This is a genomic window from Pseudomonas fluorescens (assembly GCF_902497625.1).
Lineage (GTDB): Bacteria > Pseudomonadota > Gammaproteobacteria > Pseudomonadales > Pseudomonadaceae > Aquipseudomonas > Aquipseudomonas fluorescens_BQ.
Genome location: NZ_CABVGX010000020.1, coordinates 74,545 through 93,476 on the forward strand (window position 1 = coordinate 74,545; position 18,932 = coordinate 93,476).

The window sequence follows — 18,932 nt, forward strand, 5'->3', positions numbered from 1 at the left end:
TGCTCGCAAAGACAATAGCCAGGCAAGCTACTTCCCATCGCAGAACCTCACCAAGCGCCACAGAGCGTCTGATGACGCCGTACGTTAGCAGGAGACCTCCGCGAGCGGCGAAGCGCCTTGAGGATGCGCTCAGGCCGATTCCGGTCCCCTGAAGCGCTCAGCGCTCGATTGATCGTGTTGGAGCGTAGGTAGCGTGCAAACGCAGAACGCCAACCCGAAGGTTGGCGTTCTGTTATCAGCGGTCGGCGTTTAACGCGGTACGACCGGCTTGCGCGCAGGCTTGGGACCCTTGCCTTTGGCCGCATCCTTACGATCCTTGGCGGCCTGCTGGTTGCGGGCAAATGCCGCCGCCTTGGCCTGTTCGCGCTTGTCCCACGAATTACCTCCATCACTGGCGCGTGGCGGCAGCCCGGTGTGCTGCGTGAGAATTTTCGTGGTCTTCTCACCGGCTACTTTGTGGCTTCCGGCTGGGGTCGAGTTCTTGCGACGGGCGCTCTGGTAGCTGTCGGTCGCCGGTTGATGCAGCGGGATCAGCTGGTTCTTGCCCGGGCCGATCAGGTCGGCGCAGCCCATGCGGGTCAGCGCTTCACGCAGCATTGGCCAGCCTTTCGGATCGTGATAACGCAAGAACGCCTTGTGCAGACGACGCTGCTCTTCGCTCTTGACGATGGTCACGGCGTCACTCTTGTAAGTGACCTTGCGCAGCGGGTTCTTGCCCGAGTGGTACATCGCGGTGGCCGTGGCCATCGGCGACGGGTAGAACGCCTGCACCTGATCGGCGCGGAAGCCGTTGCCCTTGAGCCACAGGGCCAGGTTCATCATGTCTTCGTCGGTGGTGCCCGGGTGCGCGGCGATGAAGTACGGAATCAGGTACTGCTCTTTCCCGGCTTCCTTGGTGTACTTCTCGAACATGCGCTTGAACTTGTCATAGCTGCCAATGCCCGGCTTCATCATCTGGTTGAGCGGACCTTCCTCGGTGTGTTCCGGGGCGATCTTCAGGTAACCACCGACGTGGTGGGTCACCAGCTCCTTGACGTATTCCGGCGACTCGACCGCGAGGTCATAACGCAGGCCGGACGCGATCAGGATCTTCTTCACGCCCGGCAACGCACGAGCGCTGCGATAGAGCTGGATCAGTGAAGAATGATCGGTATTCAAGTTCGGGCAGATGCCCGGAAACACACAGGACGGCTTGCGGCACGCGGATTCGATTTCCGGGCTTTTGCAGGCAATGCGGTACATGTTCGCGGTCGGGCCGCCAAGGTCGGAAATGACGCCGGTGAAGCCTGGGACCTTGTCGCGGATCTCTTCGATTTCGCGAATGATCGACTCTTCGGAACGGTTCTGGATGATCCGGCCTTCGTGCTCGGTGATCGAGCAGAAGGTACAGCCGCCAAAGCAGCCACGCATGATGTTCACCGAGAAACGGATCATGTCGTAGGCCGGAATCTTTTCCTTGCCGTACGCAGGATGCGGAACACGGGCGTAGGGCATGCCGAACACGTAGTCCATTTCTTCAGTGGTCATCGGAATCGGCGGCGGGTTGAACCAGACGTCGACTTCGCCATGCTTCTGCACAAGCGCGCGGGCGTTGCCCGGGTTGGTTTCCAGGTGAAGCACGCGGTTGGCGTGAGCGTAAAGAACGGCGTCGCCACGGACTTTCTCAACCGACGGCAGACGAATCACAGTCTTGTCGCGGGTCATTTTCGGACTGGCCAGAATCTGCACGACTTTGGCTTCAGTCGGGTCTTCGACCGGCCCCTTTTCCTGCTCGATCGCGCAGGCCTGGGTGTCTTGAGTATTCACGTACGGGTTGATGATCTTGTCGACCTTGCCCGGACGGTCGATACGCGTGGAGTCGACTTCGTACCAGTCTTTGGGCGTATCACGACGAATGAACGCGGTGCCGCGCACGTCGGTGATGTCTTCGATCTTGTGTCCGTAGGACAGACGCTGGGCGACTTCGACAATCGCTCGCTCGGCGTTGCCGTACAGCAGGATGTCGGCGCAGGCGTCGATGAGGATCGAGTTGCGCACCCGGTCCTGCCAGTAATCGTAGTGAGCGATGCGACGCAAAGAGGCTTCGATGCCGCCGAGGACGATCGGCACGTTTTTGTAGGCCTCCTTGCAACGCTGGCTGTACACCAGACTCGCGCGGTCCGGACGTTTGCCCGCCATGCCACCGGGGGTGTAGGCGTCGTCGGAGCGGATTTTCTTGTCGGCAGTGTAGCGGTTGATCATCGAATCCATGTTGCCGGCCGCGACGCCGAAAAACAGGTTCGGCTCGCCGAGCTTCATGAAGTCGTCTTTGGACTGCCAGTTGGGCTGGGCGATGATCCCGACGCGGAAGCCCTGGGACTCCAGCAGCCGGCCAATGATTGCCATGCCGAACGACGGATGGTCAACGTACGCATCACCGGTGACGATGATGATGTCGCAGGAATCCCAGCCAAGCTGATCCATCTCCTCCCTGCTCATCGGCAGGAATGGCGCCGGGCCGAAACATTCGGCCCAGTACTTGGGATAGTCAAATAACGGCTTGGCTGTTTGCATGACGATGACCGGTGTTGAGATGAAAAATCGCGGGCGCGGAATATAGCACAAAAAATAACCAATTCCGACGGCTATGGTCGGAAATAACGGCGGCTGTTTGCTCACAAGCCCAGAGACAAGACATTACCCGTGTGGCGAGGGGGCTTGCCCCCGTTCGGCTGCGAAGCAGTCGTAATAATCAGCGAATTTGAACCGCCTGGAAAAATGCGGTCACAGGTTTTGGGGCTGCTGCGCAGCCCGACGGGGGCAAGCCCCCTCGCCACAAAGGCCCCCTCGCCACAGGATCCGACAGGGTTACTCGTCGTCGAAGTTGTAGCTGCCCGGCGCGAGGTTTTCGAAGCGGGTGTATTTACCGATGAACGCCAGTCGGGCCGTACCGATCGGTCCGTTCCGCTGCTTGCCGATGATGATCTCGGCGATGCCTTTGTGTTCGGTTTCCGGGTGATAGACCTCGTCCCGATACACAAACATGATCACGTCAGCATCCTGCTCGATCGCTCCCGATTCTCGAAGGTCGGAGTTGATCGGACGTTTATTCGGCCGTTGCTCCAATGAGCGGTTGAGCTGGGACAGCGCCACCACCGGGCAATTGAACTCCTTGGCCAAGGCTTTCAGGGAACGGGAAATCTCAGAAATTTCGTTGGTGCGGTTATCGCCACCAGAGCCCGGGATCTGCATCAATTGCAGGTAGTCGATCATGATAAGGCCGACATCCCCATGCTCACGCACCAGGCGTCGAGTCCGCGCGCGCATTTCCGACGGGCTTATACCGGCCGTATCATCGATGAAGAGCTTGCGATCGTTGAGCAGGTTGACCGCCGAGGTCAGGCGTGGCCAATCGTCGTCCTCCAGACGTCCGGCACGGACCTTGGTCTGGTCGATACGCCCAAGGGAGGACAACATACGCATGATCAGCGATTCACCTGGCATCTCCAGCGAGTAAACCAGCACACACTTGTCACTGCGCAACACGGCGTTTTCCACCAGGTTCATCGCAAAGGTGGTTTTACCCATCGACGGACGGCCGGCGACGATGATCAGGTCGGCCGGCTGCAGACCGCTGGTCATCCCGTCAAGGTCGGTGTAACCGGTGGACAGTCCGGTGATGGCGTTGTCGGTGTTGAACAAGGTGTCGATGCGGTCGATGGCTTTGGTCAACAGGTCGTTGACGCTCACCGGGCCGCCGGTTTTAGGCCGGGCCTCGGCGATCTGGAATATCTGTCGCTCGGCTTCGTCGAGGATTTCTTCAGCGGTGCGGCCTTCCGGATTGAAGGCGCTGTCGGCGATTTCGGTGGCGATGCCGATCAACTGGCGCAGCGTTGCCCGGGCGCGAACGATCTGGGCGTAAGCCTTGATGTTGGCCACCGACGGCGTGTTCTTCGCCAGCTCACCCAGGTAACCGAGGCCGCCGACTTGCGAGGTCTGGCCTTCCTTGTCGAGCTGCTCGGCCAGCGTCACCACATCGATGGGTGAGTTCAGGTCGGCGAGCTTGGCAATCGCCCGGAAAATCAGACGGTGGTCATGTCGATAGAAATCACCGTCGGAGACTTGATCCAGCACGCGTTCCCAGGCGTTGTTGTCCAGCATCAGACCACCGAGCACGGCTTGTTCGGCCTCGATGGAATGCGGCGGCACCTTCAGGGCAGCGGTTTGCAGATCGTATTGCTCGGGAGCGGAGATATCGTTCATGGCCACTTGAATAGTTGAGAAATCAGGAACTGCAGAAAGACAAAGGGCACGACCTGTAAACAGGATCGTGCCCGATGTTACCGGCAAGCACCCGAGGGTGCCAGCCGACAAGTACTGCTTAAGCTGCTACCACGACAACGCGTACGGTGGCTTCAACTTCGGCGTGCAGGTGCACGGCTACGTCGAATTCGCCTACGTTGCGGATGGTGCCGTTCGGCAGACGAACTTCACTCTTCTGCACTTCGACGCCGGAGGCGGTCAGTGCATCAGCGATGTCGTGAGTACCGATCGAACCGAACAGCTTGCCTTCGTCGCCAGCGGTGGCAGTGATAGTCACTTCCAGCTCAGCCAGTTGGGCGGCACGGCTTTCAGCCGAGGTCTTGCGATCTGCTGCGGCTTTTTCCAGCTCAGCGCGACGCTCTTCGAACGCAGCCAGGTTGGCAGCGGTCGCAGCGGTAGCTTTGCCATAAGGCAGCAGGTAGTTACGACCGTAACCGGCCTTAACGTTTACTTTGTCACCCAGGTTGCCCAGGTTGGTGACTTTTTCCAGAAGGATCAGTTGCATGTGAAAATCCTCTTAACTTTTAACCTTCACCGTTCGCGCTATCGGCATCTTTCGGTGCCGAACGACCGCGAAAATCAATCAGGCTGTCGACGATGGCCAAGACCACCAGCAACGGATAGATCAGCTGCATGAACAGCAACAGCGTGACGTACAACCCCACCAGCCAGAACCTGGCCAATCGCTTCTGCGCCACCAGCCCATGAATCAGGGCCAGCCCGGCGATCACCAGCGGTACGCTGCACAACGGCGTCAACATGGCCATCTGAGGACCGATGTTCGGCCCCAGAAGCATGCACGCCAGCAGCAACATCGCTGGTAGGAGCGGGAAGCGGATGGCGCGAAATTCGCGACCAAAACCGCCCGGGTTGTACAACAACGCCTGCCAGTAGCGCCCGACAATCAGGCTCAGCACACTGACGATTTGCAACAAGGCCGCAATCAGGCCGGTCAGGACTGGTGCAATCAGGGACGCAAAATGCGCTTGCTCATCTACCGACAACTTCTGGTAGACATCACCGAGTAGCGACGGCATGGCTTTTATCAAAGCCTGCGCAAGCATCTCGATTTGGGGAGCAAAAACCGTCCCCAGCACCACCGAATACACCACTCCCATCGCTATGCTGACCAGCAGCACGCGGTTCCAGGACTCACTTGCGCGCAAAACCAACGCAAGGCTCCAAGACCCCAGCATCACCAGAAGTGAGCGTGGGTCGTCGGCGTAAAGCCACCAGACCAAGGCCGGCAGCAATCCCAGAGCAAGAACGCTTGATGCGTCCTTCAATCCGCGCCGCAGGAGCACGAAGCATCCCGCAGCAGCACCCAACCAATACAACAACGGCAATGCCGCGCATCCAGCCACTACGAGAGTGGCCTGCATGCGGCCGCGCATGATGAACTCAGCTATGGCTCGCATGCATTCAATCCTTTGCTACGTGTCGACTGCCCGGTCTCAGCGGCCGTGGCTGTCGGTGTAGGCCAGCAGGGCCAGGAAGCGGGCGCGCTTGATAGCGGTGGCCAGCTGACGCTGATAACGAGCTTTGGTACCGGTGATGCGGCTTGGAACGATTTTGCCGGTCTCGGATACATAAGCTTTCAGAGTGTTGAGATCTTTGTAATCGATCTCCTTCACGTCTTCAGCGGTGAAGCGGCAGAATTTACGACGACGGAAGAAACGTGCCATGTAATAGGCTCCTCAAAAGGTCCGTGGATTACTCGTCAGCGTTATCGCTGTTGTCGCTGTCATCACTATCAGCGCTTTCGGCGCCTTCGTGCTCAGGACGGTCGCGACGCTCACGGCGCTCACTGCGGTTTTCTTCAGCCTTGAGCATCTCGGATTGGCCGGTGACGGCTTCTTCGCGACGGATGACCAGGTTACGGATCACTGCATCGTTGTAGCGGAAGTTGTCTTCCAGCTCGGCCAGGGCCTTGCCAGTGCATTCAACGTTCAGCATCACGTAGTGAGCCTTGTGAACATTGTTGATTGCGTAGGCCAGTTGACGACGGCCCCAATCTTCCAGACGGTGGATTTTGCCCCCGTCTTCTTCGATCAGCTTGGTGTAACGCTCAACCATGCCGCCGACTTGCTCGCTTTGATCCGGGTGGACCAAAAAGATGATTTCGTAATGACGCATGAATGCTCCTTACGGGTTGTAGCCTGCCGCTCAATAGCGGTCAGACAAGGAGTGAATGACACTAATGGACTTGCTTGCGATAGACACATGCGTGCCTGCCGTCAGAGCAAGGGGCGCAATTGTAGAGAAGGGGCGGGAGAGGCGCAAGGCAATTGGTGATTATTTGAACAGTTGATTCACAGCGCATTATTTGCCCTGACACAAACCACTGTGGGAGCGAGCCTGCTCGCGATGGGGGCATAACATTCAATATTCATGCTGAATGTTACACCGCTATCGCGAGCAGGCTCGCTCCCACAAAAATTACAACCGACTCAAGACTTTTTGCCGGTTCCGGCAGCTTTGACGCTGCGCTGGCGCTGGGCTTCGAACAGGCACACGCCGGTGGCCACGGAAACGTTGAGACTGCTGACGCTGCCCGTCATCGGCAGATGCACCAGATAGTCGCAAAGATCGCGAGTCAAACGGCGCATGCCACTGCCTTCCGCCCCCATGATCAGGATGGTCGGGCCGGTCATGTCTTGCTGATAGAGGCTCTGCTCGGCCTCGCCTGCGGTACCGACAACCCACAAACCGCGCTGCTTGAGCTTTTCCAGGGTGCGCGCCAGGTTGGTAACCGCAACCAACGGAATCACTTCTGCAGCGCCGCAGGCGACTTTCCGTACCGTCGGGGTCAGCGTGGCTGACTTGTCCTTGGGCACGATCACCGCCAACGCACCGGCGGCATCGGCCGAGCGCAGGCAAGCGCCCAGATTGTGCGGGTCGGTCACGCCGTCGAGCACCAGCAGCAGCGGTGCGCCTTCGGTGCGATCAAGCAGCTCGTCGAGCATCGCCTCACCCCAGACCTGGCTCGGACTCACGTCCGCGACCACGCCCTGGTGCACGCCCTCAACCCAAGCGTCCAGCTCACGACGTTCGGCATTGCCGACGGCTACACGGTTCTGGCTTGCCAGCTCGATCAATGTCTGAACGCGCGGATCACTGCGCCCTTCGGCCAGCCAGATCTGCTTGACGCGTTTCGGGTGGTGACGCAGCAACGCTTCTACCGCATGCACGCCGTAGATTTTTTCCAGACTCATGATTTGGCCTTAGGTTTACGCGCCCCGCCGCTTTTGGCTGGAGCCGAACCCGCTTTTGGCGGGCCTTTACGGTGTTTGCCTGGCTTGCTGCCGGAAGCCTTGTCAGGCGCCGACCGTCCGGTCTTTCCCTCAGACGCCGCTTTACCACCGCTTTTCGCTTCAGACAATAAAGCCTGTTTCAATTCGCGGCTCTTGCGCAGCTCGGCGTTTTTGGCTGCCGCATCGCTCGGGCGATAGGCCTCTACCGCCTTTTCCTTTGCTGGCCGACGACCGGTTTTTGCCGGGGCCGGTTCTGCTGCAGTCTTGCTGGCGGATTTGCCGGCAGGCTCGGTTTTTTCAGTGCCGCGCTTCTTACGGCCAATCGGCGCACTGATGGTTTTTTCCGCCATCTCGAAGTCGATCTTGCGCTCGTCGAGGTCAACGCGCATCACGCGCACTTCAACGGTGTCGCCAAGGCGGAAGCTACGACCGGTACGTTCACCGGCAAGGCGGTGATGCACTGGGTCGAAGTGGTAGTAATCACCCGGCAGCGCAGTGACGTGCACCAGACCCTCGACGTAAATGTCGGTCAACTCGACGAACAGGCCAAAACCGGTCACCGCAGTGATCACACCCGGGAATGACTCGCCCACGCGATCTTTCATGAACTCGCACTTGAGCCAGTTCACCACGTCACGGGTCGCTTCGTCAGCACGACGCTCGCTCATCGAGCATTGCTCGCCGAGTTGCTCCAGCGCCGCTTCGTCGTACGGATAGATACGCGCCTTCGGAATGGTCATCGCACCGGCACGGCGAACGTGCGGCGTATCCTGTTTCGAATGGATCACGCTGCGGATCGCTCGGTGCGTGAGCAAGTCCGGATAGCGACGGATCGGCGAAGTGAAGTGGGTATAGGCTTCGTAATTCAGGCCGAAATGGCCCTGGTTATCAGCGCTGTACACTGCCTGACTCAACGAGCGCAGCATGACGGTCTGGATCAGATGGAAATCCGGACGATCCTTGATGCTGGCCAGCAGTGCCTGGTAGTCCTTCGGCGAAGGACCGTCCTTGCCTTTGTGCAGTGACAGGCCGAGTTCACCAAGGAAAGCGCGCAGTTTTTCCAGGCGCTCCGGCGGCGGACCGTTGTGAACGCGATACAACGCAGGGATTTCGTGCTTCTTCAGGAATTCAGCAGTGGCCACGTTGGCCGCCAGCATGCATTCCTCAATCAGTTTGTGCGCATCGTTACGAACAGTCGGACGGATTTCGGCGATCTTGCGCTCGGTGCCGAAGATGATCCGGGTTTCCTGGGTTTCGAAATCGATCGCGCCACGCACGTGACGTGCGCCCAGCAACACTTTGTAAAGTGCATAAAGCTGTTTGAGGTGCGGCAGAACGTCGTTGTACTCGCCGCGAAGCTGACGCGCTTCGGTGAGTTTCGGCGTCTCCAGCATTGCGCTGACCTTGTTGTAGGTCAGGCGCGCATGGGAATGGATGACCGCTTCGTAGAAGCAGTAGTCGGTCATCTCGCCGGTTTTCGAGATGGTCATCTCACAGACCATGGCCAGGCGATCGACGTGCGGATTCAGCGAGCACAAACCGTTGGACAGTTGTTCCGGCAGCATCGGGATCACGCGCTCGGGGAAGTAAACCGAGTTGCCGCGAACCTGGGATTCGTTATCCAGGGCCGAGCCGATTTTCACGTAGCTGGAGACGTCGGCAATCGCTACGTACAGCTTCCAGCCGCCGGAGAACAGGCGCAGCTTGCCCGGTCTGGCTTCACAGTAAACGGCATCATCGAAGTCGCGCGCGTCTTCACCATCGATGGTGACGAACGGCAGATGGCGCAGGTCGATGCGCTTCTCTTTGTCTTTCTCTTCGACTTCAGGCTTGAGCTTGGCAGCTTCTTTCAACACCGCTTCAGGCCAGACGTGCGGGATATCGTACGCGCGAAGAGCGACGTCGATTTCCATGCCCGGCGCCATGTAGTTGCCCACGACTTCAACCACGTCACCTTGCGGCTGGAAGCGCGGAGTCGGCCAGTGAGTGATCTTCACTTCGACGAACTGACCAATCTTCGCATTGGCGTTGCGGCCCGGCGTGACCAGCACCTCCTGCTGGATCTTCGGATTGTCCGCCACCACGAAGCCGATACCGCCTTCTTCGAAATAGCGACCGACGATGGTTTCGTGAGCACGGGAAACCACTTCGACGATCATGCCTTCACGGCGACCGCGACGGTCCAGACCGGAAACGCGCGCCAGGGCGCGGTCGCCATCGAACACCAGACGCATCTGCGCCGGGCTCATGAACAGATCGTCACTGCCGTCATCCGGCACCAGAAAGCCGAAACCGTCCCGGTGACCGCTGATGCGGCCGAGGATCAGGTCGAGCTTGTCCACCGGCGCATACGTACCACGACGGGTGTAGATGAGTTGAGCGTCGCGCTCCATGGCGCGCAGGCGGCGGCGCAAGGCTTCGATCTGGTCTTCAGTGGTCAGACCGAATTCTTCGACCAGTTGCTCGCGGTTAGCAGGCGAACCCCGATCAGCAAGATGCTGAAGGATCAATTCGCGGCTAGGAATAGGGTTTTCATATTTTTCCGCTTCACGAGCGGCCTCGGGATCGAGGGACTGCCAATCGGCCATTAGAGAGTTTTCACCTTGTCTATATACGGGTTAGTTTGGCATAGGCGTAATGAAACGGGAAATTTCAGGCTGCAAGGGCCCGTCTAAAGGCCCTTATCGACATCGCAAAGCTGATTTAGAGACCGCTGGTAAAATTTTCAAGATTTTTTGAGTGCCAGGGGTTTACAGTTAAAAACACGCTCCGTATAGTGCGCGCCATCAACGACGGAGACGCTGTTGATACTGCCCAGATGGTGAAATTGGTAGACACGCCAGCTTCAGGTGCTGGTGACCGCAAGGTCGTGGAAGTTCGAGTCTTCTTCTGGGCACCAATTCGAGCTTGAGATTAGATCAATTTCAAGACTCACACAAAAACCCGCGAAAGCGGGTTTTTTGCTTTCCGGAGTGCTGATTTATTAAAACCAAATCAGGGGTTTACAGATTAAAAAGTGCTCCGTATAGTGCGCCACATCAACAGCGGCAACGCTGAAGATCATGCCCAGATGGTGAAATTGGTAGACACGCCAGCTTCAGGTGCTGGTGACCGCAAGGTCGTGGAAGTTCGAGTCTTCTTCTGGGCACCAATTCGAGCTTGAGATTAGATCAATTTCAAGACTCACACAAAAACCCGCGAAAGCGGGTTTTTTGCTTTCCGGAGTGCTGATTTATTAAAACCAAATCAGGGGTTTACAGATTAAAAAGTGCTCCGTATAGTGCGCCACATCAACAGCGGCAACGCTGAAGATCATGCCCAGATGGTGAAATTGGTAGACACGCCAGCTTCAGGTGCTGGTGACCGCAAGGTCGTGGAAGTTCGAGTCTTCTTCTGGGCACCAATTCGAGCTTGAGATTAGATCAATTTCAAGACTCACACAAAAACCCGCGAAAGCGGGTTTTTTGCTTTCCGGAGTGCTGATTTATTAAAACCAAATCAGGGGTTTACAGATTAAAAAGTGCTCCGTATAGTGCGCCACATCAACAGCGGCAACGCTGAAGATCATGCCCAGATGGTGAAATTGGTAGACACGCCAGCTTCAGGTGCTGGTGACCGCAAGGTCGTGGAAGTTCGAGTCTTCTTCTGGGCACCAATTCAAACCCAAGGTCTCGATCTTGAGTTTCACAGGAACCCGCGAAAGCGGGTTTTTGCGTTTCTGGCTCCCAGAAAAAGTTCGGGAACTCCCTGCACGCTCACTACTTGTAGCAGCTGGCGGAGCCTGCGTTCGGCTTTGTAGCAGCTGGCGGAGCCTGCGTTCGGCTGCGAAGCAGTCGCAATCCCTGAAGGCAAGTCCTTGCTGGCACACCGCGTCGCCGGATTTCGCGACTGCTTCGCAGCCGAACGCAGGCTCCGCCAGCTGCTACGTGGCCCGTGCGAATGGTCCGAAGCAGCGCCAGGCGCACTTGAGAAACAATATCGTTTATCATTGTTTCAAAGTTTTACAATGCGATAGCGAGGAACCCAGCGAATGATGTTTCGAAATACCCTGCGCCGCGGCCTGACCATTACCCTGTTCGGCCTGGCCATTGCCACCTCCCTCGCCCATGCGGCTGATCCGGTTTCCCTGACGCTCTACAACGGTCAACACAAAGAAGTCGGCGACGCAGTTGCCAAGGCTTTCGAAGCCAAGACCGGCATCCACGTCAACGTGCGCAAGGGCAGCAGCAACCAGCTGGCCAGCCAGGTTGTCGAAGAGGGCGAGCGCTCCCCTGCCGACGTGATCTATACCGAAGAATCGCCTCCGCTGAACAAACTCGGTCAACAGGGCGTGCTCGCGCCTGCCGACGCGGCCACCCTGGCCGTGCTGCCCAAGGACTATGTCGCCGCAGACGGCACCTGGATCGGCATCACTGCCCGGGTTCGTGTAGTCGCCTACAACCCCAAGCTGATCGACGAGAAAGACCTGCCGAAATCGGTGATGGAATTCTCCGATCCGAAATGGCAAGGCAAGGTCGGCTTCGTGCCTACCAGCGGCGCATTTCAGGAACAGGCCGTGGCAATCATCAAAGTGCACGGCAGGGACGCAGCCGAAGAATGGCTGACCGGCCTGCGCGCGTTCGGCAAAACCTACAGCAACAACATGGTCGCCCTGAAAGCCGTGGAGAACGGTGAAGTGGCGACCGTGCTGGTGAACAACTACTACTGGTTTGCGCTGCAACGTGAAAAGGGCCAGCTCGATTCGAAACTGCATTACTTCACCGGCGGTGACGTTGGCGGAATGATCACTGTCTCCAGCGCGGCCGTGTTGAAATCCAGCAAGCATCCCAAAGAAGCACAGCAATTGCTCGCCTACATGGCCAGCGAAGAAGGTCAACGGGTGATCACTCAGACCACTGCCGAATACCCGCTGCACAAAGGCATGGAATCGGATCGTGGACTCAAGCCGTTCAGTGAACTCGAAGCGCCGAAAGTCACACCGGCGGACCTCGGCAATGCCGAAGAAGCCCTCGACCTGGAACGTGACGTTGGCCTGAACTGATGAGCGCGTCGTTATCCGCCCCCGCTTCGCGTGGGCGATACGTGCCGCGGCGCAAGCGGCCTTCGATCTGGCTGCTGATGCCGGTTTTGCTTCTGGTTGTTCTGAGCCTGTTGCCGCTCGCTTACGTTGGCTTGAAAACCTGGCAAGCAGGCTGGGCCGAAGCCGTGCATTTACTATGGCGACCGTATGTATTCGGTTTATTGCGCAACACCCTCGCGCTGATGGTCGGCGTGACGGTCGCCTGTGGCGTGATCGGCCTGTCGCTGGCCTGGTTGCTGGAGCGCAGTAACTTACCGGGCCGGCGCGTCTGGGGCGTGATTCTTTGCTTGCCGTTTGCGGTGCCAGCCTTTGTCAGCAGTTTTACATGGGTATCCCTGAGCGCGAACTTCGAGGGCCTGGGCGGGGCGATTCTGGTGATGACCCTGTCCAAGTACCCGTTGATCTTTCTGCCGGTCGCGGCGACTCTGCGCAATCTTGATCCCTCGCTGGAAGAATCGGCACGCACCCTGGGACAGAATCGTTGGGGCGTGTTCTTCCGCGTCACCTTGCCGCTCCTCTGGCCGTCACTGCTGGCAGGCGCACTCCTGATTGAGCTGCACATGCTGGTGGAATTCGGTGCGCTGTCGATCATTGGCCTGCAGACGTTCACGACGGCAATTTATCAGCAGTTCGAACTGGAATTCAGCAACGCCAATGCGGCGATGCTCTCGGCGGTGCTGCTCGCGCTGTGCCTGATGCTGCTGTGGTGTGAGCTGCGAGTTAGAGGCAAAGGTCGGCATGTGCGCACCGGTCAAGGCGCGGCACGGCGTGCGGCGCAGGTGCAGCTCGGGCCATGGACAGCCGCCGGACAGTTTTATTGCCTGTTGCTGGCAATCATCGGCAGCGGCGTTCCCTTGGGGATGCTGGCGTACTGGCTGGCGGTGGGCTCCTCCGCAGCGTTCCCGGTGGCGACGATCAGCGAAGCGCTGCTGTCGTCTCTGGCGCTGTCGCTGGGTGGCGCGGCGCTGTGTCTGGTGCTCGCTGTCCCGGTTGGGTTACTGGTGGTGCGCTACAAGGGACAACTGGCGATCTGGGCCGAGCGCTTGCCATACTTGCTGCATGCGCTGCCTGGGCTGGTCATTGCGCTGACGCTGGTGTATTTCGCCCTGCACTACGTTCCAGTGCTGTACCAGACCTCGGCTTTGTTGCTGATCGCCTATGCGCTGTTGTTTTTGCCGCTGGCTCAGGCGCCGATTCGCACAGCACTGAACAAGGCAGCGCCGCAGCTTGAAGAAGCGGCTCGAACGCTGGGCGCCTCGTCTTTCACTGCGTTTTGTCGAGTGACGTTGCCGATTATTTTTCCGGCGCTGGGGGCGGCGTTTGCGCTGGTGTTTCTGGATGCGATGAAGGAGCTGACGGCGACGCTGCTGCTGAGTCCGACCGGGCTGAATACACTGGCGACAGAGGTGTGGGCGCATACCGCGAATGTTGAGTTTGCCGCAGCGGCGCCTTATGCGGCGTTGTTGATTCTGGTGTCGGGATTGCCGGTTTATCTGCTGACGACGCGGATGTATCTGAGCCGCTGATGAAGCAAAGATCGCAGCCTGCGGCAGCTCCTACACGAAATATGCGTAGGAGCTACCGCAGGCTGCGATCTTTTGATCTTAAGCCCTGAACTGCCCCAGACTCGCCTTCAGCTGCGCCGCCAATCCGTCCAGCACCTTGCCGCTAGCCGTGGTTTCCACCACCGCTTGCGCTGCTTTCTCGGCCTGCGCATGAATGGTTTCGACCCGACTGCGCACAGCATGAGCACCCTGCGCCTGATGCGCCGCTGCCTGCGTGGCCAGACCAATCGCAGCATGCACCTGCTCGACCGACGCCTGCACCGATTGCTGCAGTCGAGCACTGTCACGCAAGACCAGCAATCCTTCATTCGCCTGACGCCCGGCCTGACCAATCGCCGCCACCGCCTCACGTGCGCCTTGTTGCAAGGCGACAATGTGCGCCTGGATGTCACCGGTGGAGCTTTGCGTCTTGCTTGCCAACGCCCGCACTTCATCCGCCACCACAGCAAATCCACGACCCGTCTCGCCGGCGCGTGCAGCTTCGATGGCGGCGTTCAGGGCCAGCAGGTTGGTCTGCTCGGCGATGCCGTGAATCACCGTCAACACCACTTCAATCTGTTCACTCTGCTGCGCCAGTCGCTCGATCACTTGCGCGCCGGTATCGACCTGCCCGGCCAACGCTTCGATCAGGCTACCGACCTTCGCCGACGTCCGGGTGTTTTCATCAGTGGCCGAGCGAATGTCGACAACCTGCTGTAAGGCCGCCTGCATGGCGTGACTTTCGGACTGCGCCTCGTCTGCCATCTGCGACAGGGCGCGCAGACTTTCCGCCACCTCGTCGCGCTGCATGCCGGCAGCAGCGTCGGCACCGGCGTTGCGCAAAGTCATGGCACCGATTTCAACGCCGGTACGCTGAGCCACATCGCCCGCCTCGCGCACGATCGGCTGCAACTTATCCACAAAGCGATTGACCGCCGAGGCCATGTCGCCGATTTCATCCTTGCTGTTGATCTGTACACGCTTGGTCAGGTCGCCTTCGCCGGCAGCCAGATCATCCATCGCCGCGATCAGCATTTTCAGGCGATTGACTACGCGACGGCCGAGCACGATGGCCAGCAACAGCAGCACGCCCAGGCCGACCAGCGCCAGGCCCATGCCGATGCGCCAGCGCAAGGTCATTGCCGCTTCCTGAACGGTGTCGTTGGTATTCGCCTGCATTTCCGAGGCAGTGGCCTGCGCCGAGGTCAGGCGCGCACGCATTGCAGTGGCGCTGTCAGCGGCAGCCCCTTTGAGGCTATCGCCGACCAGCTGATCGCTGCTGGCGATCAACGCCGAGAAACGCTTGTCCAGAGCCGCCAGATCGGCGTCCACGGAGGCGGTTGAAACGCCCATCAGCACCTTGCCGATTTCCACGCCGTTAGGATTGATCGACGCTTCGAGGTAATAAACCGAGGGATCGTTTTTCGCCGCATCGAGGACCTTGTCCAACGCTCGTTCGCCTTGGCCCTTCTCCAGAAGCGCCTTGTTGATCGGGTTCTCCCGGTTCAGGTAACGGGTCAAATGCTGGCCGGTAGCGTCGTCATAGACTACGAACAACACGTTGGGATTGCGCTGCGCCCGGCGGGCGAATTCGGACAGGGTGGGTACATCGCTGTCCCACATGGCGCGGGGCGCGACCGAGGCCAGCAACTGCGCCATATCATTGGCGGAATCCTTCAGGCTTTTTTCCAGCGTTGCACGCAACTGCGTCTGCTCGTCCTTCAAGCGCGCGGACAACCCGACGGTCAACCGCTGCCGGGTATTGGTCGAGAGCGTATCCAGGCTCGAGGTCACTTCGCGCCCCGCCTGCTCTAGCTCTCCAGAGAGCTTTTGACTGTCGGCGCCGAGGCGCACAGCCAAATCAGCCTCGAGCGCGGTAACCGTGCTCCGGGTCAGAGCGACCGCCACCAACACCTGCACCAAAAGAGCGATACCAAGCGTAACGAACACGGGCCGCAACAAACGGCTTTGTAACAATGAGAGAACGGCTGACACGTGGAATCCCTCGGCTTTGGCGCCATTAAATTGATGGCACGCTGGTAGCGATGCTTTTATTCAACATCACAGCAAAGGTCATGCCGTCCCGAGGGCAGATACCACAAAGGGCCCAATCAAGGGCCCTTTGTGTTTTACATCAATAGCTTATTAAGCGAACGGATGACGCAGAACGATGGTTTCGTTGCGGTCCGGGCCCGTCGAAATAATGTCAATCGGCGCACCGATCAGCTCTTCGACTCGCTTGATGTAGGCACGTGCGTTGGCTGGCAGCTCTTCCAGGGTTTTCGCACCCACGGTCGACTCGGTCCAGCCCGGCACTTCTTCGTACACAGGTTGCAGACCCACATAGCTGTCGGCGTCAGTCGGGGCAACGACATTCCCTTGCGCATCCTTGTAACCGACGCAGATGTTGATGGTTTCCAGGCCGTCGAGCACGTCCAGCTTGGTCAGGCAGATGCCCGAGATGCTGTTTACATCGATAGCGCGACGCAGGATGACCGCGTCGAACCAGCCACAGCGACGGGCACGGCCGGTCGTCGCGCCGAACTCGTGACCTTGTTTGGCCAGGTGCGCACCGACTTCGTCGAACAGTTCAGTCGGGAATGGACCCGAACCTACACGCGTGGTGTAAGCCTTGGTGATGCCCAGGATGTAGTCCAGGAACATCGGGCCAACACCTGAACCGGTAGCAACGCCGCCAGCAGTGGTGTTGGAGCTGGTCACGTACGGGTAGGTGCCGTGGTCGATGTCCAGCAACGAACCCTGGGCGCCTTCGAACATGATGTCTTTGCCTGCGCGACGCAGGTCGTGCAGCTCGGCCGTCACGTCCAGCATCAGCGGCTTGAGCAGCTCAGCATATTCTTTGCATTCGGCCAGAGTCTTGTCGAATTCGATGGCTGGCTCTTTGTAATAACCCACCAACATGAAGTTGTGGTAGTCCACCAGCTCACGCAGCTTGTCTTCAAAGCGAGGCATGTTGAGCAGGTCGCCCACACGCAGGCCACGGCGCGCAACCTTGTCTTCGTAGGCCGGGCCGATGCCGCGACCGGTGGTACCGATCTTCAGTTCGCCACGGGCCTTTTCACGAGCCTGGTCCAGCGCCACGTGGAAGGACAGGATCAGCGGGCAGGACGGGCTGATGCGCAGGCGCTCGCGCACCGGTACGCCCTTTTCTTCCAGCTTGATGATTTCCCGCAGCAGGGCGTCGGGCGCAACCACTACGCCGTTACCGATCAGGCACTGCACGCCTTCGCGCAGCACGCCCGAAGGGATCAGGTGCAGGACGGTTTTTTCGCCGTCGATCACCAGCGTGTGACCGGCGTTGTGGCCACCTTGGTAGCGCACTACGGCGGCAGCATGTTCGGTCAGCAGATCAACGATCTTGCCTTTGCCCTCATCACCCCATTGGGTGCCCAGGACTACGACATTCTTACCCATAACACTTGTCCTCATTCGCGCAAACTTGGTGCCGGCCACGGGCCGGCAGGGAAACTCAAGAAGCCAGTGGCGATACTTGCCACAGCCCGTTCTGCTGAATCAATTGCCGGTCGCAGTCCGCTTCACGGGCGGCGGCCAATGGCTGCCCGGGCAACGCCTGAACAACACGCTGACCCTCACTGCGCAACTGGCAAACCTGCTGCCAGAGTGCTGCATCCGTACTGTCGGGCATCCAGATACCGCCAGACGGTAACTCGATATCAGCACGCCCCAGGGTCACCAGGGTTTTCAAATCGGTAGAGAAACCGGTCGCCGGGCGGGCACGACCAAAGTCAGCGCCGATGTCGTCGTAACGACCGCCCTGGGCAATGGACTGGCCAACACCTGGGACGAACACGGCAAATACCACACCGGTGTGGTAGTGATAGCCACGCAGCTCGCCCAGATCGAAGTACAGCGGCAACTGCGGGAAACGCACGGACAAACGCTCGGCAATCGCCAGCAGATCATCCAGCGCCGCCAATACCGGCACCGGCGCATTCGCCAGGCGATCCCGCGCTGCGGCCAGCACTTCACGGCCACCACACAAATCGACCAGGCCCCGCAGCATGGTCGACAAATCGGCAGGCAAGCCTTCTGTAAGGGTAATCACCTCGTCGATGGCCTTGCGTTGCAAGGCGTCGAACAGCTGCTGCTCGACTTCACCGGACAAGCCGGCAGCGCGGGCGAGGCCGCGATAGATGCCGACATGCCCGAGATCCATGTGCACATCCGGCACATCGGCCAGCTGCAGCATCGCCAGCATCAGGCTGATGACTTCCACGTCGCTGCTGGGGCTCGCGTCGCCATACAACTCGGCGCCCAGTTGAATCGGGCTGCGCGAGGACGACAAGGCACGCGGCTGAGCGTGCAGCACACTGCCGGCGTAGCACAGACGGCTCGGGCCTTCACGACGCAGGGTATGCGCATCGATGCGAGCAACCTGCGGGGTGATGTCTGCACGAAAGCCCATCTGCCGGCCGGATTGCGGGTCGATAACCTTGAAGGTACGCAAATCGAGATCGGAGCCCGCGCCGGTCAGCAGGGATTCGAGGTACTCGATATGGGGAGTCACGACAAACTCGTAACCCCAGCTCTGGAACAGATCCAACACCTGACGGCGCGCTACTTCAATGCGCGCCGCTTCCGGTGGCAGTACTTCTTCGATGCCATCTGGCAGCAGCCAGCGGTCTACCGTTGCCATTACGCCATTCCCCTATAATCCGGGCAGCAAGCCCTTGGGCGAGCCTTGAGTGAAGCAGAAAATGATCGGTCCAT

Annotated in this window: 13 protein-coding genes and 4 tRNA genes; 6 read left to right on the forward strand and 11 right to left on the reverse strand. The window is 59.1% G+C overall.

Annotated features, from left to right (window positions below; all coding sequences use genetic code 11):
- Positions 1-249 precede the first annotated feature (249 nt).
- From F8N12_RS14170 to rnr, 8 genes are all read right to left on the reverse strand, one after another.
- Entirely contained in the window at positions 250-2,553 is a 2,304-nt protein-coding gene (locus F8N12_RS14170; protein WP_150580983.1) for a YgiQ family radical SAM protein, read from the reverse strand.
- Positions 2,554-2,847: 294 nt separating this feature from the next.
- Positions 2,848-4,242, reverse strand: a complete 1,395-nt coding sequence (gene dnaB, locus F8N12_RS14175) for a replicative DNA helicase (RefSeq protein ID WP_150580984.1) — start codon at positions 4,240-4,242, stop codon at positions 2,848-2,850.
- Positions 4,243-4,360: 118 nt separating this feature from the next.
- The gene (rplI, locus tag F8N12_RS14180; protein ID WP_150580985.1) at positions 4,361-4,807 is read right to left on the reverse strand and encodes a 50S ribosomal protein L9; all 447 of its coding nucleotides are present in this window, start codon (positions 4,805-4,807) and stop codon (positions 4,361-4,363) included.
- A gap of 19 nt (positions 4,808-4,826) precedes the next feature.
- Positions 4,827-5,720, reverse strand: a complete 894-nt coding sequence (locus F8N12_RS14185; protein ID WP_150580986.1) for a hypothetical protein — start codon at positions 5,718-5,720, stop codon at positions 4,827-4,829.
- Between the two features lie 36 nt (positions 5,721-5,756).
- A complete protein-coding gene (gene rpsR / locus F8N12_RS14190) occupies positions 5,757-5,987 on the reverse strand; it encodes a 30S ribosomal protein S18 (protein ID WP_002551829.1) in 231 nt (76 codons plus the stop codon).
- Between the two features lie 28 nt (positions 5,988-6,015).
- Positions 6,016-6,438 carry a 30S ribosomal protein S6 gene (gene rpsF / locus F8N12_RS14195; RefSeq protein WP_003217491.1) on the reverse strand — a complete coding sequence of 141 codons (423 nt, stop codon included), beginning with the start codon at positions 6,436-6,438 and terminating at the stop codon, positions 6,016-6,018.
- 314 nt (positions 6,439-6,752) lie between these two features.
- On the reverse strand, positions 6,753-7,517 hold the full coding sequence (rlmB, locus tag F8N12_RS14200) for a 23S rRNA (guanosine(2251)-2'-O)-methyltransferase RlmB (RefSeq protein ID WP_412072150.1): 765 nt from the start codon (positions 7,515-7,517) through the stop codon (positions 6,753-6,755).
- The gene (rnr, locus tag F8N12_RS14205) at positions 7,514-10,144 is read right to left on the reverse strand and encodes a ribonuclease R (protein WP_150580988.1); all 2,631 of its coding nucleotides are present in this window, start codon (positions 10,142-10,144) and stop codon (positions 7,514-7,516) included. The genes rlmB and rnr overlap by 4 nt, the downstream gene beginning before the upstream one ends.
- Positions 10,145-10,368: 224 nt before the next feature.
- Here rnr and F8N12_RS14210 point away from each other — a divergent pair.
- The 6 genes from F8N12_RS14210 to F8N12_RS14235 all read left to right on the forward strand — a co-directional run bounded on the left by F8N12_RS14210 (position 10,369) and on the right by F8N12_RS14235 (position 14,162).
- A tRNA-Leu gene (locus F8N12_RS14210) sits at positions 10,369-10,455 on the forward strand.
- Between the two features lie 165 nt (positions 10,456-10,620).
- Positions 10,621-10,707 (forward strand) — tRNA-Leu (locus tag F8N12_RS14215).
- Between the two features lie 165 nt (positions 10,708-10,872).
- A tRNA-Leu gene (locus F8N12_RS14220) sits at positions 10,873-10,959 on the forward strand.
- Between the two features lie 165 nt (positions 10,960-11,124).
- A tRNA-Leu gene (locus F8N12_RS14225) sits at positions 11,125-11,211 on the forward strand.
- Between the two features lie 375 nt (positions 11,212-11,586).
- A complete protein-coding gene (locus tag F8N12_RS14230) occupies positions 11,587-12,597 on the forward strand; it encodes an extracellular solute-binding protein (RefSeq protein WP_150580989.1) in 1,011 nt (336 codons plus the stop codon).
- Positions 12,597-14,162: an ABC transporter permease gene (locus F8N12_RS14235; protein WP_150580990.1), complete on the forward strand. Its 1,566-nt coding sequence runs from the start codon at positions 12,597-12,599 to the stop codon at positions 14,160-14,162. The genes F8N12_RS14230 and F8N12_RS14235 overlap by 1 nt, the downstream gene beginning before the upstream one ends.
- 78 nt (positions 14,163-14,240) lie before the next feature.
- Here F8N12_RS14235 and F8N12_RS14240 read toward each other — a convergent pair whose 3' ends face one another.
- The 3 genes from F8N12_RS14240 to F8N12_RS14250 form a co-directional block, all read right to left on the reverse strand.
- A complete protein-coding gene (locus F8N12_RS14240; RefSeq protein ID WP_150580991.1) occupies positions 14,241-16,175 on the reverse strand; it encodes a methyl-accepting chemotaxis protein in 1,935 nt (644 codons plus the stop codon).
- Positions 16,176-16,325: 150 nt separating this feature from the next.
- Positions 16,326-17,615, reverse strand: a complete 1,290-nt coding sequence (locus F8N12_RS14245; RefSeq protein WP_150580992.1) for an adenylosuccinate synthase — start codon at positions 17,613-17,615, stop codon at positions 16,326-16,328.
- Between the two features lie 55 nt (positions 17,616-17,670).
- The gene (locus tag F8N12_RS14250) at positions 17,671-18,858 is read right to left on the reverse strand and encodes an ATP phosphoribosyltransferase regulatory subunit (RefSeq protein WP_150580993.1); all 1,188 of its coding nucleotides are present in this window, start codon (positions 18,856-18,858) and stop codon (positions 17,671-17,673) included.
- Positions 18,859-18,932: the final 74 nt, after the last annotated feature.

Coding starts and splice junctions, on each gene's coding strand:
- F8N12_RS14170 (WP_150580983.1), bottom strand. CDS start 2,553: ATGCAAACAGCCAAGCCGTTATTTGACTATCCCAAGTACTGGGCCGAA.
- dnaB (WP_150580984.1), bottom strand. CDS start 4,242: ATGAACGATATCTCCGCTCCCGAGCAATACGATCTGCAAACCGCTGCC.
- rplI (WP_150580985.1), bottom strand. CDS start 4,807: ATGCAACTGATCCTTCTGGAAAAAGTCACCAACCTGGGCAACCTGGGT.
- F8N12_RS14185 (WP_150580986.1), bottom strand. CDS start 5,720: ATGCGAGCCATAGCTGAGTTCATCATGCGCGGCCGCATGCAGGCCACT.
- rpsR (WP_002551829.1), bottom strand. CDS start 5,987: ATGGCACGTTTCTTCCGTCGTCGTAAATTCTGCCGCTTCACCGCTGAA.
- rpsF (WP_003217491.1), bottom strand. CDS start 6,438: ATGCGTCATTACGAAATCATCTTTTTGGTCCACCCGGATCAAAGCGAG.
- rlmB (WP_412072150.1), bottom strand. CDS start 7,517: ATGAGTCTGGAAAAAATCTACGGCGTGCATGCGGTAGAAGCGTTGCTG.
- rnr (WP_150580988.1), bottom strand. CDS start 10,144: ATGGCCGATTGGCAGTCCCTCGATCCCGAGGCCGCTCGTGAAGCGGAA.
- F8N12_RS14230 (WP_150580989.1), top strand. CDS start 11,587: ATGATGTTTCGAAATACCCTGCGCCGCGGCCTGACCATTACCCTGTTC.
- F8N12_RS14235 (WP_150580990.1), top strand. CDS start 12,597: ATGAGCGCGTCGTTATCCGCCCCCGCTTCGCGTGGGCGATACGTGCCG.
- F8N12_RS14245 (WP_150580992.1), bottom strand. CDS start 17,615: ATGGGTAAGAATGTCGTAGTCCTGGGCACCCAATGGGGTGATGAGGGC.
- F8N12_RS14250 (WP_150580993.1), bottom strand. CDS start 18,858: ATGGCAACGGTAGACCGCTGGCTGCTGCCAGATGGCATCGAAGAAGTA.